This window comes from Filimonas effusa (assembly GCF_004118675.1).
GTDB classification, from domain to species: domain Bacteria; phylum Bacteroidota; class Bacteroidia; order Chitinophagales; family Chitinophagaceae; genus Filimonas; species Filimonas effusa.
In genome coordinates this window covers 266748-280995 of sequence record NZ_SDHZ01000003.1, presented here as the reverse complement: position 1 = coordinate 280995, position 14248 = coordinate 266748, and the positions used below count along the sequence as shown (strand labels likewise).

Sequence of the window (14248 nt, the reverse complement as noted above, 5' to 3'; positions counted from 1 at the left end):
CTTTTATAACCTTAGAGGAGCATTCTCAGTGGCTCTTCGAGGTAGTTCTTAACGGTTTGTAAGAAGGCAGCACCTGTAGCGCCGTCAACAGTGCGGTGGTCGCAGGTTAACGTTACTTTCATGATATTGCCTGGTACCACCTGTCCGTTTTTAACAACGGGAACTTTGCTGATACCGCCTACAGCGAGGATACAGGAATCCGGTGGGTTGATGATGGCAGTAAATTCGTCTACGCCAAACATGCCCAGGTTAGAGATGGTGAAGGTGCTTCCTTCCCAATCAGAAGGCTGCAGTTTTTTATCTTTTGCTTTCTGAGCGAAGTCTTTCACTTCGGAGCTGATCTGGGTTAAGGTTTTAGTATCGGCGAAGCGTACTACAGGAACCAGTAATCCTTCGTCAACTGCAACGGCTACACCGATGTTTACGTGGTGGTTGATACGGATCTTATCGCCCAGCCAGCTGCTGTTGATAGCGGGATGTTGTTTCAGTGATAAAGCTACGGCTTTCAGCACGAGGTCGTTGAAGCTTACTTTCACCTTAGCGTTTTCATTGATCTTCGTACGTGCAGCTACGGCGGCGTCCATGTCAATTACCATGGTCACATAGAATTCGGGAGCGCCGAATTTGCTTTCGCTCAAGCGTTTGGAGATCACCTTACGCATTTGCGATACGGGGATCTCGTCGAAGCTAACTTGTCCGGCAGGAGCTGCAGGGGCTGCAGATTTAGCCGCAGGCGCCTGTTGCGGAGCAGCCTGGGGTTTATAGTTTTCGATGTCGGCTTTAACGATCCTACCGTTGTCGCCGCTACCTTTTACATATTTGAGGTCGATGCCTTTTTCTTCTGCTACTTTTTTAGCGAGCGGGGAAGCGAAGATGCGTCCTTCGTTCACTACCTGGGGAGCAGCTGCACCGCCACTTTGTGCTGCGGGAGCGCTGGCAGGAGCATTGCTTTCTGCTTTAGGCTGTTCTGCTTTAGGAGCAGCTGCGGGTGCAGTGCCGCCGCTTTTAAGACCATTGAGGATGGCCTGAACGTCGGTGCCTTCTTTGCCGATAATGCAAAGCAGGTCGTTGACCTGAATTTTTTCACCTGGTTTTGCGCCCTGGTGAAGCAGGATACCGTCTTTATAGCTTTCCAGCTCCATAGTAGCCTTATCGGTTTCTATTTCGGCCAGGATATCGCCTCTTTTAACGGCGTCGCCTACATTTTTCTGCCAGGAGGCGATAACGCCTTCGGTCATGGTATCGCTAAGCCTTGGCATGAGCACAACTTCTTCTGCATTAGCGGTGCTGGCTGCGGGCTGGCTTTCTTCGGACTTGTTTTCTTTGGCTTCAGGAGTTGCTTCCGGCGCTTTGTTTTCAGCAGCAGGCTGGCTTGCGCCGCCACCGTGCTGAGATAGCAGAGAACTGATATCTTCTCCCTGGTTTCCTATTATCGCCAGCAGGTCGTTAACCTGTAATTTTCCACCGTTGTCTGCGCCTAAATGTAGTAAAGTACCTTCCTGGTAGCTCTCCAGTTCCATGGTAGCTTTGTCAGTTTCAATTTCAGCTAACAGATCTCCTTTCTTAACGGTATCGCCCACTTTTTTGTGCCATGCTGCGATAACACCTTCGGTCATGGTATCGCTCAGGCGAGGCATTAAAATCACTTCGGCCATAATATATCGGTTGCTCGTTTAAAAATTGAGCCGTGAAATTACAGCAAAATGCCTTACGAATTACGATTTAGCGCCGGGGAAATGTTTACGCGGCGTGTTAATATCAGCGTGCTGCGTTTGCTGAAGCGCTATTTATAGTCGAGGATGGAAAGATGATGCTGGCAAAAACTATATTCCTGCGGGTCGTTGCTGCTTACTACTATTGTTTTTCCGGCGGTGTATGTTGTTATGAGCTGATGGTACAAAGCATACCCGGCTGCATCGAGGTTGGTGCAGGGTTCATCTAATAATAACAATGGAGAGCCGGCAAAAATGGCCTGACCCAGTTTGAGGCGTTGTTTCATACCGCTGCTATAATATCTTATCTGCTTATGTGCGGCTTTTTCGAGTGATAGCAGGGTAATGATCTTTTCGGGTGTGATACCGTCCTGAAAGGGCTTAAAACTGCTGTGGAAGCGCAGGAATTCGAGGGCCGACATTTCCTCGATAATATCGAGATAGGGAGCGGCGTAGGTGAGGTACCGGAATACGTGATCGGCTTCAACGGGTTTTGTTTCCGCAGGCCCTGTTGCAGTGATGTTACCGGGTGTGTTTGCTGCGGCTCCGCTGATGGTTGTGTTGCTGCCGGAAATGGCCGGCATATCGTTAAACCAGCGGCATTTACCTTCACTGGGCTCCATGCTTGCGGCGAGCACTTGCAATAGAGTGCTTTTGCCGCTGCCGTTGGGGCCGGTAATGGCATACCGCTGCCCTGCTTCGAATGTGAAGTTGATATGGCGGAATATCCAATCCCTGTTGAACCGTTTGCCGGCATCAGTTAATTGAATGTTCATATACCTGTTTTAGTCTTCGTCGCCGCCGCCAGCATATCTTTTGATGATGCCACGTCCGCTGTCGCGGATAAAAGCGAGGATATCATCGCGTTCGTCGGTAGCCTGCAGTTCTTCCTCTATGTATTCCATAGCCTGGGAGGTGTTGAGGCCTTTGTTGTAAATAATACGGTAGATATCGGCAATATGATTGATCTTTTCAAGATCGAATCCCCTGCGTTTAAGCCCTACGCTGTTCACGCCGCCGTAGCTAAGCGGGCTGCGTACTGCTTTGATGAAGGGAGGAACGTCTTTACTAACGAGGCTGCCGCCGCCGATATAGGAGTGTTGCCCGATTTTAACGAACTGGTGAACGGCGCAAACACCTGCAATCCAGGCCCAGTCGCCCAGTACCACATGACCTGCCAACTGAACGCTGTTGCTCATGATACAGTTGTTACCGATAATACAGTCATGGGCGATGTGAGTGTAGGCCATGATGAGGCAGTTGTCGCCAACTTTAGTTTTCCAGCGGTCGCTGGTGCCCCTGTTGATGGTAACAAATTCACGGATGGTGGTATTGTCGCCAATTTCGACCATGGTTTTTTCGCCCTTGTACTTGAGATCCTGGGGGACGCCACCCAATACGGCTCCGGGGAAGATGCGGCAGTTTTTGCCTATACGAACGCCTTCCATAATGGTTACGTTACTGCCAATCCAGGTGCCTTCGCCTATTTCCACATCCTGATGGATGACAGAAAATGGGTCCACTTTAACGTTTTCCGCCAGCCTCGCATTGGGGTGTATATATGTATGAGGGTGAATCATGCCTGTCACTCAATCTTTGTATTAATAGTAAAATTAAAAGCCCCCAGGGGAGCTTATGGGCTGCGCAAAAATAGGAGTATTGGACAATTAGTTCTTTTCTTATTTACGAAAAATGGGTGTTTTATTCCTTAAAAAACCTTAAAATCTTTACGCACATCAAGTGTGCATTACGATGGCGCAGAGAGGGGAAAATTATTGTAAATTGTGTAAAACATGCGAAATAAGCTGGATAAACCTACTTTTCTGTGCAAAACCAGGGAATAGGCGTGGAATAATTGTGCATTGAAATAGTTCAAATAATAGAAGCAGAAAATTCTTTGCGGCAATTAATCTGCTATTATATTCGCCGTCCTTTATCTGAATTGATGGCAGGCGGACGAATGGAAGCTGGCAGCGGGAGGTGACGCCGGAGCCGTTTTAATGGGGGGAATGACCCGGGGAAGCGGCGTTTTGCAGTTAAAAGGATGACCTGGTTTATGATTACTAATGCCCTAGAATTGTTTGTGAAATGGATCTAACCAACCTAAATAAAGACCGGAAAAACCGGCGTAAGCCTTCAGTAGACCTCAGTACCATGGTGTATGGCAAAGTGCCGCCACAGGCCAGGGAACTGGAAGAGGCGGTACTGGGTGGTGTAATGCTGGAAAAGAGTGCGTTTGATGCGGTCGCGGAGATCCTGAGGCCTGATTGTTTTTATGTAGATGCGCACCAGCGTATTTTTCGGGCATTCCAGAGCCTGGTTCAGAAAAACTTTCCTATCGATATACTTACGGTGGTGGAGGAACTGAAGTCGAAGGAGGAGCTGGAGATGGTTGGTGGTCCGTACTATATCACGAAGCTTACGAATTCGGTTGTATCTACTGCGAACATCGATACGCATGCTCGTATTGTGTTACAGAAGTTCATACAGCGCGAGCTTATACGTATCAGCGGTGAGATCATTGGTGAGGCTTATGAAGACAGCACGGATGTGTTTGACCTGATGGATGAGGCGGAAGACAAGATCTTCAAGATCACGAACAACTTCCTTAAAACGGACTATAAACAAATGAGCAGTGCGCTTGCGGAAGCAATTAACCGTATTGACGAACTGCGGAACCGTACCGACGATATTTCCGGTGTGCCAAGTGGTTTTCCTACGCTAGACAGGGTCACTTATGGCTGGCAGAAATCGGATCTTATCATCCTGGCGGCACGTCCTGCGGTAGGTAAGACGGCGTTTGCGCTGAACCTTGCGCGGAATGCGGCATTGAACCCTACACGTCCTACTGCGACGGCTTTCTTTTCCTTGGAGATGAGTGCGGCTCAGCTGGTACAAAGGATTTTATCGGCGGAGAGCGAGATATTGATGGAGAAGATATCGCGGGGTAAGCTGGAAGATTACGAATACCAGCAACTGCATGCCAAGGGGATCAAAAAACTGGAACAGGCAAATATTTTTATTGACGATACTGCGGCCCTTAACATCTTTGAATTCCGGGCCAAAGCGCGAAGGCTGGTAAACAAGAACCATGTAGGCTTCATCATTATCGACTATCTGCAGCTGATGAGCGGCACCGGAGATAAGGGAGGGAACAGGGAACAGGAGATCAGTACCATCTCGCGTACGTTGAAGATGCTGGCAAAGGAATTACAGGTGCCTATCATTGCACTGAGCCAGTTAAGCCGGGCGGTAGAAACGCGTAAGGAGAGTAAGATGCCCCAGTTGAGTGACCTTCGTGAATCGGGTGCGATTGAACAGGATGCGGACATGGTAATGTTCATTTACCGTCCGGAATACTATGAGGTAATGAACAATGAGATGGGCGAAAGTACGCGTGGTGAAACGCACGTGCGTATAGCTAAACACCGTAACGGTTCACTTGAAACCATTAAGTTGCGGGCAAACCTGGCTATCCAGCGTTTCCATGAGTGGGATGAGGATGAGAATGGCGGCGGCGGATTTGGCGGTGGCGGTGGATTCTCCGGCGGTGGCGGATTCCAGGGCGGCGGCAATGCTGGCGGTGGAAATACCTGGAAGCCGTTAGGACCTGGTGGCGCCGGTGGCAATGATGCCGGCAATGGCGGCGGCAACGATGATGGCGGCCGTTTCTTTATTCAAAAAGGCAGCCGTATGAACAGCGGCGAATTCGACGATGGCTTAGAAAATGATGCTCCGTTTTAATTGTTAAGGAATGGCTCCCTATTTTTTTGAACCAGATATTATACCGGGTGTCTCTGTTTATGAACTAAGTGAGGAAAGCCGGAAACATATAGTGCAGGTATTGCGCATGCGTGAAGGTGAAGCGGTGATGCTTACCGATGGTAAAGGCCACTGGTTTGCCGCCAATATAAAAGCTGCGGATAAAAAGACCTGCCAGGTACAGATCAACGGTTCGGGTTTCTCCGAAAAACCATTGCGTAAGGTTGCGGTTGGCATTTCATTATTAAAAAATGCCAATCGTATCGAGTGGTTCCTGGAGAAGGCCACTGAGATGGGTGTCAGCGAAATAATCCCCCTGTTATGCAAGCGCACGGAGCGACAGCATTTCCGTTTCGATCGTTTGCAACATATATTAATATCGGCCATGTTACAAAGCCAGCAGCTGTGGCTGCCCATATTACATGAGCCTATTGCCTATCCGGAGGCTATTGGCCGGTTCTCTTACTCCCAAAAGCTTATAGCTCACTGCGAAACGTTTCAAAAAAGCAATATTTCCCAGTTAAAAATGGCACAGGATGTGCTTATCTTGATTGGACCAGAAGGAGATTTTACATCTTCTGAAATTACAGAAGCCCTTCAGCACGGCTTTGAACCTGTATCACTCGGGGTAACCCGGCTGAGAACAGAGACGGCAGGTGTTGTAGCGGCGGCACTGCTGGTAAATCAATGATCTTAACCGTTAAAAAACCGGGATAACCATGAAGAAATGCTTCTACTATGTCTTAACAGGCCTGGCAATGGCCGGATGGTGGGCTTGCGGCAACCAGAAGAAAGAAAAAAAGCCGATTGTAAGAGATACTACCATCACCAGGCAAACTTCGTTCAACAACCTGTTCCTCGACAGTACGCAGATCGATGCGTTCCTGAAAAGCGATACGGTGTTCAAGCCCTATGCGGGATCGTATTCCGATTTCTACAAACATCGCAACTATGAGTATGCGTGGTTCGACAGCTCCGGTATTGCCGAGCAGGCGGGTAACTTCCTCAACCTGTTATCGAGTACCGTAGAAGAGCTGAAGGACAGCAGCCTGTACAGCAAACAACTTGAGAAGCTGTATACCGATTTCACCAAAGATTCGTCGCATATGCAGGATCGTGCGAAGCTGCTTAAGACTGAGCTGTATCTTACCGGTCAGTTCTTTAAATATGCTTCTAAAGTATATGAAGGCAGTGAGCTTGATGTATCGGAACTGGGCTGGTTCATTCCGCGTAAGAAAATAGATCTTACTGCGGTACTTGATTCCGTTATTAAAACCAAGGGCAAAAAGGGAACGGACTATGCCCCGCTGAATCCGCAGTACAATGAGCTGCAATCGTTTCTTGCGAAGTATGATAAGATACAGAAAGACACACGCTGGGATTCTATTCCACGTATAAAGAAGACGCTTAAACAAGGCGATACGGATACCGTACTGGTGGTGGTAAAGCAACGTTTACAGGCACTGGGCGATATGGCGGCTGCAGACAGCAATGGCGCTGCGTTTGATGCTTCTTTATCCGATGCTTTAAAGGTTTTCCAGCAGCGTATGGGATTAACGGTAGACGGCAAATTATCGCAGGGTGTCATCAATGAATTAAACGTTCCTATTGACCAGCGTATCAAACAGATCCTGATAAATATGGAGCGGGTACGATGGCTGCCCAGCGGCAAAGATTCTTCTTATATACTTGTAAATATTCCTGAGTATAAATTGCATGTTTACGAGAAAGGCAACCAGGCTTTTGAGATGAATGTGATTGTTGGCACCGAAGGCAACAGCACCGTTATTTTCAATGGCCGCCTGAAGTATGTGGTATTTGCGCCTTACTGGAATGTGCCTTCGAGTATCGTGCGTAAAGAGATTGTGCCGGGGATGAACCGTAACAGCAATTACCTGGCCCGTCAGAACATGGAGATCACTGGTACCGAAGGCGGCCTGCCGGTGGTAAGGCAAAAGCCGGGGCCTCAGAATTCATTGGGGCTGGTGAAGTTCCTTTTCCCCAACAACTATAATATTTACCTGCACGATACGCCTAACAGGGAGCTGTTTAACCGCGCCAACCGCAGCTTTAGCCATGGTTGTATACGTATAGCCGAACCGGCTAAAATGGCGCAATACCTGCTGCAGGATCAGCCGGAATGGACGGAAACGAAGATTGACAGTGCTATGCATGGCACCAAGGAAAAATGGGTAACGGTGAAGAACCCGGTATCGGTATTCATCTGTTATTTTACTTCGTGGGTAGACGGCGATGGCAGGATCAATTTCAGGAAAGATATTTACGGACACGATAAAAAAATGGCTGATAAGTTGTTTGTGCGTTAAATCCATATATTCGCCCAAACAGAATCATTGGAAATGCGCCTGACAGAAGTTAACAATGCGGCTACAGCAAAAGATTTTTTAGAGGTAAACGTATTGATGAACAAGGGGAACAAGAACTATGTTCGTCCCCTGGACAAAGAAGTAAACGAGGTATTTGATCCCTTAACCAACAGGCAGCATAAGTATGGTGAATCGAAAAGGTGGGTATTAAAATCGGATAGCGGCGAACTGATAGGGCGCATTGCAGCATTTACCAATTCAAAATATGTAAATAACGGCACCTCTTTTCCAACGGGAGGTGCCGGTTTTTTTGACTGCATCAATAATCAGGAAGCAGCCAATCTTCTTTTTGATGCGGCAGCCGAATGGCTGCGCAGCAAAGGGATGGAAGCTATGGACGGCCCCATCAACTTTGGCGACCGCGATAAGTGGTGGGGACTCATGGTGGAAGGGTTTGAAAAGGCGCCCATTTATGGCATGTCGTATAACCCGCCTTATTACGAGGCTTTGTTCGAGGGGTATGGCTTTCAGAATTTCTACAACCAGTATTATTACGCGATGATGGTGAATGATCCGTTGCCACCGCGTTTTGCCGAGCGTCATGCCAAGTTTAAGACAAAGCCTGGTTATGCTGCCCGTCATATCGATATCCGCCAGATGGAGAAACATGCAGCTGAATTTGCGACTGTTTATAATGCCGCGTGGGCACAGCATGGCGAGGCAAAAGAGATCACCACAGAGCAAGTGATCAAGCTCTTTAACAAGATGAAGCCTGTAATGGATGAGCGTCTTATCTGGTTTGCATATTATAAAGAAGAGCCTATTGCCATGTGGATCAATATCCCGGACTTAAATGAATATTTCCGTCATTTTAACGGCAAGCTGGGGCTGATTCAGAAGTTACGCCTGTTATGGATGAAGAAGACCGGGGCCTGCCGCATTTTTACTGGTGTGGCTTTTGGGGTGGTTCCCAAGTACCAGGCGCTTGGGATAGATACATTCATGATCCAGGAAGGCGCGTTGCTTATCCAGGGCAAGGGCTGGTACGACCGTTATGAAATGGGCTGGTCCGGCGACTGGAATCCCAAGATGATCAATATCTACAAACATCTTGGCGGAACACAAAGCCGCCGGATGGTTACCTACCGTTATATGCTTAATAAGGCTATTCCTTTTGAGCGTCATCCTGTGATGGAGTACCGCCAGTCATAGTAAGCCACCATGGCTGAACCGGCAGCGGCCCCTGGAGGGTAAACTGTTGTCCTATCATAGGAACAGCTATGGGCTGCTGTAGAGCGGTGGCTGCTTTGGTTACGCGTTTAACAGGGTCGTCCCATGCGTGGGCGCTGAGAGAGAATTTACCCCAATGTACGGGCAATAGTACAGCGGCATTAAGGTCTTTGGCGGCCTGTACGGTTTCTTCGGGCTGCATATGGATATAGGGCCAGAAAGGATCGTATTGGCCGCATTCGAGGATGGCGATGTCAAACGGGCCAAAGCGTTCGCCTATTTCTTTAAAGTGCGTATCGTAGCCGGAGTCGCCCCCGATATAAATGTTATAAGCGGGTGTTTTAAGCACGAAAGACGACCACAAAGTTTTATTGCGTACCAATCCGCGTCCCGAGAAATGGCGGGCAGGAGTAGCCGTTAATGTTATTTCGGGGGCGAGACTTACCTGCTGCCACCAGTCGAGTTCCGTAGTTCTTTTTGGGGAGATGCCCCAGAACTCGAGGTGTGAGCCTACGCCCAGGGAGGTGTACCAGTGTTCTGCTTTATGTTTCAGTTGCTGAACGGTTTCATATTCGAGGTGATCGTAGTGGTCGTGCGTAATGATCACGATGTCGAGGGGCGGGAGGTCGTGAACCGAATAGGCCCTGGTTCCTGCGAAGGCGGCGGGTCCTATTTCATTGGAAAAGGAGGCGCGTTTCCCGAATACCGGGTCGACCAGTATGTTCAGGTTGTTCACCTGGAGGAGGTAGGAGGAATGTCCGAACCAGGTAAGGGTGAATGCCGACTGGCGTTCATCGATATGCCGTTTTACCACGGGCATGGGTACGGGCGGAATGCTTGTTTTCTGCTTGCGCAGCATATGGCGTAAAACTTTACCATAACCTACGCCTTCGGCCAGTTGTGGGGTAGGGTGCAGGTTTTCGAAAGCTCCTTTTTTATAATGTTTTGATTGGAGGATACCTGTATGGGTAGCCGCCGGTTTTTTTCCAAACACACTGAATGATTCCTTGAACATGCCACCAAGGTAATATTATTTTTGAACCTCCGGTGGTGAAGGATGGAAAGAGGGGGACTGGCAGCTGTCCGGCAAGGCGGGTTTGTGTATAATTTGAGAGCAAGTTCCGGGGGCATATTTCGGGCTACCCGGTAGTATTTGTATCTTGCAGCCTGTATGGATAAGTTTATTGTTTCGGCGAGGAAATACCGCCCTCAGACGTTTGATACGGTGGTGGGGCAGTCTCATATTACTACTACACTCAAGAATGCGATCAAGCATAACCAGCTGGCGCATGCTTTTTTGTTTTGTGGTCCGCGTGGGGTAGGTAAGACCACCTGTGCGCGTATTCTGGCCAAAACCATCAACTGTGAGAACCTGCAGCCCGATGGAGAGGCTTGTGACACCTGTAACTCCTGCCGTACTTTCAATGAAGGTACTTCGCTGAACATTCACGAGCTCGATGCCGCCAGTAACAACTCGGTGGACGATATCCGTTCGCTGGTTGAGCAGGTGCGTTTTGCGCCCCAGGCCGGTAAGTACAAGGTATATATTGTGGATGAGGTGCACATGTTAAGCGCCAGCGCCTTCAATGCGTTCCTGAAAACGCTGGAAGAGCCGCCATCCTATGCCATATTCATCCTGGCCACTACTGAGAAGCATAAGATATTACCCACCATTCTTTCGCGATGCCAGATCTTCGACTTCAAGCGCATCACGGGGAATGATACGGTAGAACATCTGCAGTCTATTGTTACGAAGGAGGAGATCAAGGCCGAAAAAGGTGCTTTACAGGTTATTGCCCAGAAAAGTGAAGGATGTATGCGCGATGCGCTGAGCATCCTGGATAAGATCGTGAGCTTTACCAATGGCTCTGTTACCTATCATAATACGCTGGAGCATTTAAACATCCTGGATCACGATTATTTCTTCCGTTTGCTGGATTTCCTGATGCGACAGGACCTGGCCGGCGCGATGCTGTTATATGATGAAATCAACCGCAAAGGTTTTGAAGGCGACCTGGTATTAAATGGTTTTGCTGAATTCATCCGTAACCTGCTGGTATGTAAGGATGCGCGTGCCGCTTCGCTGCTCGATGTGGTAGAAGGGATGCAGTCTAAATACACCAGTGTTGCTGCACAGGCGAATGCCGCTTACCTGGTAAGCGCTTTAAATATTCTGAACGAAGCTGAGATCAATTATAAGATGGCGCGTAACAAGCGCCTGCATGTAGAGCTTTGTTTGATCAAACTCAATTTCCTGCAACAGGCGCTGGAGTTATCGGTAGAGAATGGCGCTGTTGTAAAAAAAAAGCGAATTGACGGGCCGGTAGCGCTTAAAATGAAAGGCATAGCTGCGTTGCAGCAGAAGCCTGGAGCTGGCGCGCCTGGCGGCAATGCAGCCGGTGGCAGTATGGCTGGCGGGAACATGTCTTCCGGTGGCGGTGCGCCAATTGGAGGCAATGCTTATCCGGGGGGCGGAATGGCATCCGGCGGTAATGCGGGAGGTGGCAATGGCTATTCCGGTAACACAGGAGGTGGCAATAGTTACGCCGGTAATGCAGGTAGCGGAATGGCGCCGGGTGGTTATGGGGGGCAGCAGGGAGTTGCATCCGGTAATGGATTCCAGGGTAGTCATCAGGCTGCGATGGGCGGACAACCCGGCGGGGCTGTTGGTTCGGCCGGTTCTGGAGCAAGGCTTTATATCAACAATGATGTGGCGGGAAACAGTGTCAATGAATCAGGGCAACCTTATTATGGCAGTGAGGGCACGATGATGTCTGGTGGAATGCCATTGCAGACTGCCCAGCCGGTAATGCCTTATGGCGCTGGCCCGGGAATGGCAGCGCCGGCAGGTAATGCACCGCGCAGCAAACGATCTTTACTCGAAGCTTTAAGAGATAAATACGGCGATCAATACCAGGTAGAAGAAGTGCAGGAGGCTGAGCCTTTAAACATGGACAAGCTTCGCGTGCTTTGGGATGAATATGCCGATAAACTTGAAAAACAGCAAAAACACTCTGCCGCCAATACTTTCCGGATCTGTAAAATGGTACAGGAATCGGATGTGCATTTCAGCGTAGTTGTAAACGCCCTTATCCAGCAGAACTTTATTGACCAGGAGCGTATTATGCTTATCGATGCCATTCAAAGGGCATTCAATAACCGTTCTATCGCCTTCCATGTTGTAGTGGAAGAAGGGGAGGTGGAAGAGCAGCCGGCAAACGTATCTCTCAACAGCCGTCAGCGGTTTGAAAGGATTGTTTCCCAATATCCCTGGGTAAAAGAGCTGAAAGAGCGGCTGAAGCTGGATTTGGATACATATTAAGAATGCTAAAGTTTGCTAAAAAAGCGAGCATTTTTAAAGATGCTTTTGAGAAGCTTTAAGGATGCTTTAAAGAAGCTTTGTCGCATACTTTCCCAAACCGACTCTTTTTTTAGCAAAAGCTGCATTTATTTTAGCAAAATAGATATAACCTAAGCCTGTTATTGTAATTTACCATTCTGCCTTTATCGCTATCTCCTGCTTGCGATCAACAGATTCAGATCTGTGTACTTGAGGTTGAAGCGCTGACTGATGTAGAAGTTGGTGAGGGCGCCTTTGTAGAGGTAGATGCCGTGGCGGAGGTTGAAGTTATGCCATACCATATCGTCGAAGCCGCCCTGGTCGCTGGCCAGGAGGAGCAGCGGCATGAGCACGTTGCTGATGGCGTGGCTGGCGGTGCGTGCAAATCCGCTGGGGATATTGGGTACGCAATAGTGTATGACGTCGTGTTTAATGAAAACAGGCTTTTCGTGGGTGGTTATTTCGCTGGTTTCGAAGCAGCCGCCTCTGTCGACGCTTACGTCGATGATAACGCTGCCGGCGCGCATGGCGCGGACCATATCTTCGGAAACCACTATGGGGCAACGGCCGTTGTCGCTGCTGAGGGCGCCTACGGCAACTTCGCAGGTTTTCAGTTGTTTGGCCAGGATCTTTGGCTCTATAACGCTGGTCCATACGCGCACGCCAAGATTGTTCTGAAGGCGTTTCAGGCGATAGACGTTGTTGTCGAATACTTTAACGGATGCGCCCATGGCCAGGGCTGTACGGGTGGCAAACTCACCTACCACGCCGGCTCCTATAATAATAACTTTGGTAGGAGGAATACCGCTGATACCGCCGAGCAATACACCTTTACCATTATCGGGGCTGCCCAGGTATTGTCCGGCAATGAGCATGACGGCGCTGCCGGCAATTTCGCTCATGCTGCGTACAATGGGGAAGGTACCGCTGTCGTCTTTCAGGTGTTCGAAACCCAGGGCGGTGATACGTTTCTCCATCAACTTTTCTATCAATGGTTTTTTGAGCATCGACAGGTGGATGGGGGAGATAACCGTTTGGTTCAATTGCAGGAAAGGAAGGTCGTCTTCGGTGAGGGGGGCCGTTTTCAGGATCATCGGCGCTTTGTATACATCTTCTTTGCTGTAGGCAATGCGGGCGCCGGCTTCACTGTAGTCGCCATCGCTGTATTTACTGCCTTCACCGGCTTTATGTTCAATGATAACTTCGTGACCGTTGTTCACCAATACTTCCACCGCTTCCGGTATCAGGGAAATACGTTTTTCGTGCAGCGCGTTTTCCTTAGGTATGCCAATGGTTAGCTTGGCGCCTTGCCGTTTAATATCCAATTTCTCTTCAAAGGTCTCGTAACTGAAAGAAGTACTCACAATAGACTTTCCTACTGGCATGATAATATGCGGTTATAAGATTAAAACTACATTTTTTTGAGGAAACTCAGTTATTTATCACTATACGCCTGGTATGGGGGCCAGTTGTTTCCAGGTAAATATGAACCGTATCGTCGGGCAGGAGGCCGGCGGCTTTTTCGGGCCATTCCACCAGGCACAGGCTGCCGCTGTACAGGCAATCTTCGATACCCGCCTGTATGGCTTCTTCTTCGTCTTTCAGGCGGTACCAGTCCATATGGTAGATACTACCCCGGTTGGCGCTCCTGTATTCGTTGATGAGTGCGAAGGTGGGGCTGCTCACAGTATCTTTTACATTGAGCAGGGAGCAGAGGGCATGTATAAAGGTTGTTTTACCGGCTCCCAGTTCTCCATGAAAGGCCCAAACGGAATATTGCCCGTATTGGTCCCATATAGCGGCGGCAGTATCGGCCGCCTGGCTCAGCTCATAATTTAGTTCCATGGGTGCAAATTTAGTTTTGAATTTGCTGATAA

General features: G+C 49.0%; 11 protein-coding genes. 5 read left to right on the top strand and 6 right to left on the bottom strand.

Going from position 1 to position 14248, the window contains the following annotated elements; translation table 11 throughout:
• Positions 1–11: 11 nt before the first annotated feature.
• The 3 genes from ESB13_RS19045 to lpxA form a co-directional block, all read right to left on the bottom strand.
• A complete protein-coding gene (locus tag ESB13_RS19045) occupies positions 12–1655 on the bottom strand; it encodes a pyruvate dehydrogenase complex dihydrolipoamide acetyltransferase (protein WP_129005278.1) in 1644 nt (547 codons plus the stop codon).
• A gap of 128 nt (positions 1656–1783) precedes the next feature.
• Positions 1784–2488 (bottom strand): ABC transporter ATP-binding protein, encoded by a 705-nt coding sequence (locus tag ESB13_RS19040; protein WP_129005277.1) that lies wholly within the window; start codon positions 2486–2488, stop codon positions 1784–1786.
• 9 nt (positions 2489–2497) lie between these two features.
• On the bottom strand, positions 2498–3292 hold the full coding sequence (gene lpxA, locus ESB13_RS19035) for an acyl-ACP--UDP-N-acetylglucosamine O-acyltransferase (RefSeq protein WP_129005276.1): 795 nt from the start codon (positions 3290–3292) through the stop codon (positions 2498–2500).
• Between the two features lie 508 nt (positions 3293–3800).
• On the opposite strand from lpxA, the gene dnaB reads away from it, so the two are divergent.
• From dnaB to ESB13_RS19015, 4 genes are read left to right on the top strand one after another with little or no spacing between them, the layout of a single operon-like run.
• A complete protein-coding gene (gene dnaB, locus ESB13_RS19030; RefSeq protein ID WP_129005275.1) occupies positions 3801–5456 on the top strand; it encodes a replicative DNA helicase in 1656 nt (551 codons plus the stop codon).
• A gap of 10 nt (positions 5457–5466) precedes the next feature.
• Positions 5467–6165, top strand: a complete 699-nt coding sequence (locus ESB13_RS19025; protein ID WP_129005274.1) for an RsmE family RNA methyltransferase — start codon at positions 5467–5469, stop codon at positions 6163–6165.
• 28 nt (positions 6166–6193) lie between these two features.
• Complete coding sequence (locus ESB13_RS19020) at positions 6194–7801, top strand: L,D-transpeptidase family protein (RefSeq protein WP_129005273.1); 1608 nt, start codon at positions 6194–6196, stop codon at positions 7799–7801.
• Between the two features lie 33 nt (positions 7802–7834).
• Positions 7835–9013 (top strand): hypothetical protein, encoded by a 1179-nt coding sequence (locus tag ESB13_RS19015; protein WP_129005272.1) that lies wholly within the window; start codon positions 7835–7837, stop codon positions 9011–9013.
• Here the strand turns inward: ESB13_RS19015 and ESB13_RS19010 are convergent.
• Positions 8967–10046 (bottom strand): MBL fold metallo-hydrolase, encoded by a 1080-nt coding sequence (locus ESB13_RS19010; protein ID WP_129005271.1) that lies wholly within the window; start codon positions 10044–10046, stop codon positions 8967–8969. The two genes, ESB13_RS19015 and ESB13_RS19010, sit on opposite strands and share 47 nt — an antisense overlap.
• A 156-nt stretch (positions 10047–10202) precedes the next feature.
• On the opposite strand from ESB13_RS19010, the gene dnaX reads away from it, so the two are divergent.
• A complete protein-coding gene (dnaX, locus tag ESB13_RS24100) occupies positions 10203–12353 on the top strand; it encodes a DNA polymerase III subunit gamma/tau (protein WP_246022628.1) in 2151 nt (716 codons plus the stop codon).
• A gap of 188 nt (positions 12354–12541) precedes the next feature.
• Here the strand turns inward: dnaX and ESB13_RS19000 are convergent, their stop codons facing one another.
• Both ESB13_RS19000 and tsaE read right to left on the bottom strand, forming a co-directional pair.
• The gene (locus tag ESB13_RS19000; protein ID WP_129005270.1) at positions 12542–13756 is read right to left on the bottom strand and encodes an alanine dehydrogenase; all 1215 of its coding nucleotides are present in this window, start codon (positions 13754–13756) and stop codon (positions 12542–12544) included.
• 46 nt (positions 13757–13802) lie between these two features.
• Positions 13803–14216 (bottom strand): tRNA (adenosine(37)-N6)-threonylcarbamoyltransferase complex ATPase subunit type 1 TsaE, encoded by a 414-nt coding sequence (gene tsaE, locus ESB13_RS18995; protein WP_129005269.1) that lies wholly within the window; start codon positions 14214–14216, stop codon positions 13803–13805.
• Positions 14217–14248 lie beyond the last annotated feature (32 nt).

Bases quoted from the DNA above. Each gene is read 5' to 3' on its own strand.
- ESB13_RS19045 (WP_129005278.1), bottom strand. From the start codon at position 1,655: ATGGCCGAAGTGATTTTAATGCCTCGCCTGAGCGATACCATGACCGAA.
- ESB13_RS19040 (WP_129005277.1), bottom strand. From the start codon at position 2,488: ATGAACATTCAATTAACTGATGCCGGCAAACGGTTCAACAGGGATTGG.
- lpxA (WP_129005276.1), bottom strand. From the start codon at position 3,292: ATGATTCACCCTCATACATATATACACCCCAATGCGAGGCTGGCGGAA.
- dnaB (WP_129005275.1), top strand. From the start codon at position 3,801: ATGGATCTAACCAACCTAAATAAAGACCGGAAAAACCGGCGTAAGCCT.
- ESB13_RS19025 (WP_129005274.1), top strand. From the start codon at position 5,467: ATGGCTCCCTATTTTTTTGAACCAGATATTATACCGGGTGTCTCTGTT.
- ESB13_RS19020 (WP_129005273.1), top strand. From the start codon at position 6,194: ATGAAGAAATGCTTCTACTATGTCTTAACAGGCCTGGCAATGGCCGGA.
- ESB13_RS19015 (WP_129005272.1), top strand. From the start codon at position 7,835: ATGCGCCTGACAGAAGTTAACAATGCGGCTACAGCAAAAGATTTTTTA.
- ESB13_RS19010 (WP_129005271.1), bottom strand. From the start codon at position 10,046: ATGTTCAAGGAATCATTCAGTGTGTTTGGAAAAAAACCGGCGGCTACC.
- dnaX (WP_246022628.1), top strand. From the start codon at position 10,203: ATGGATAAGTTTATTGTTTCGGCGAGGAAATACCGCCCTCAGACGTTT.
- ESB13_RS19000 (WP_129005270.1), bottom strand. From the start codon at position 13,756: ATGCCAGTAGGAAAGTCTATTGTGAGTACTTCTTTCAGTTACGAGACC.
- tsaE (WP_129005269.1), bottom strand. From the start codon at position 14,216: ATGGAACTAAATTATGAGCTGAGCCAGGCGGCCGATACTGCCGCCGCT.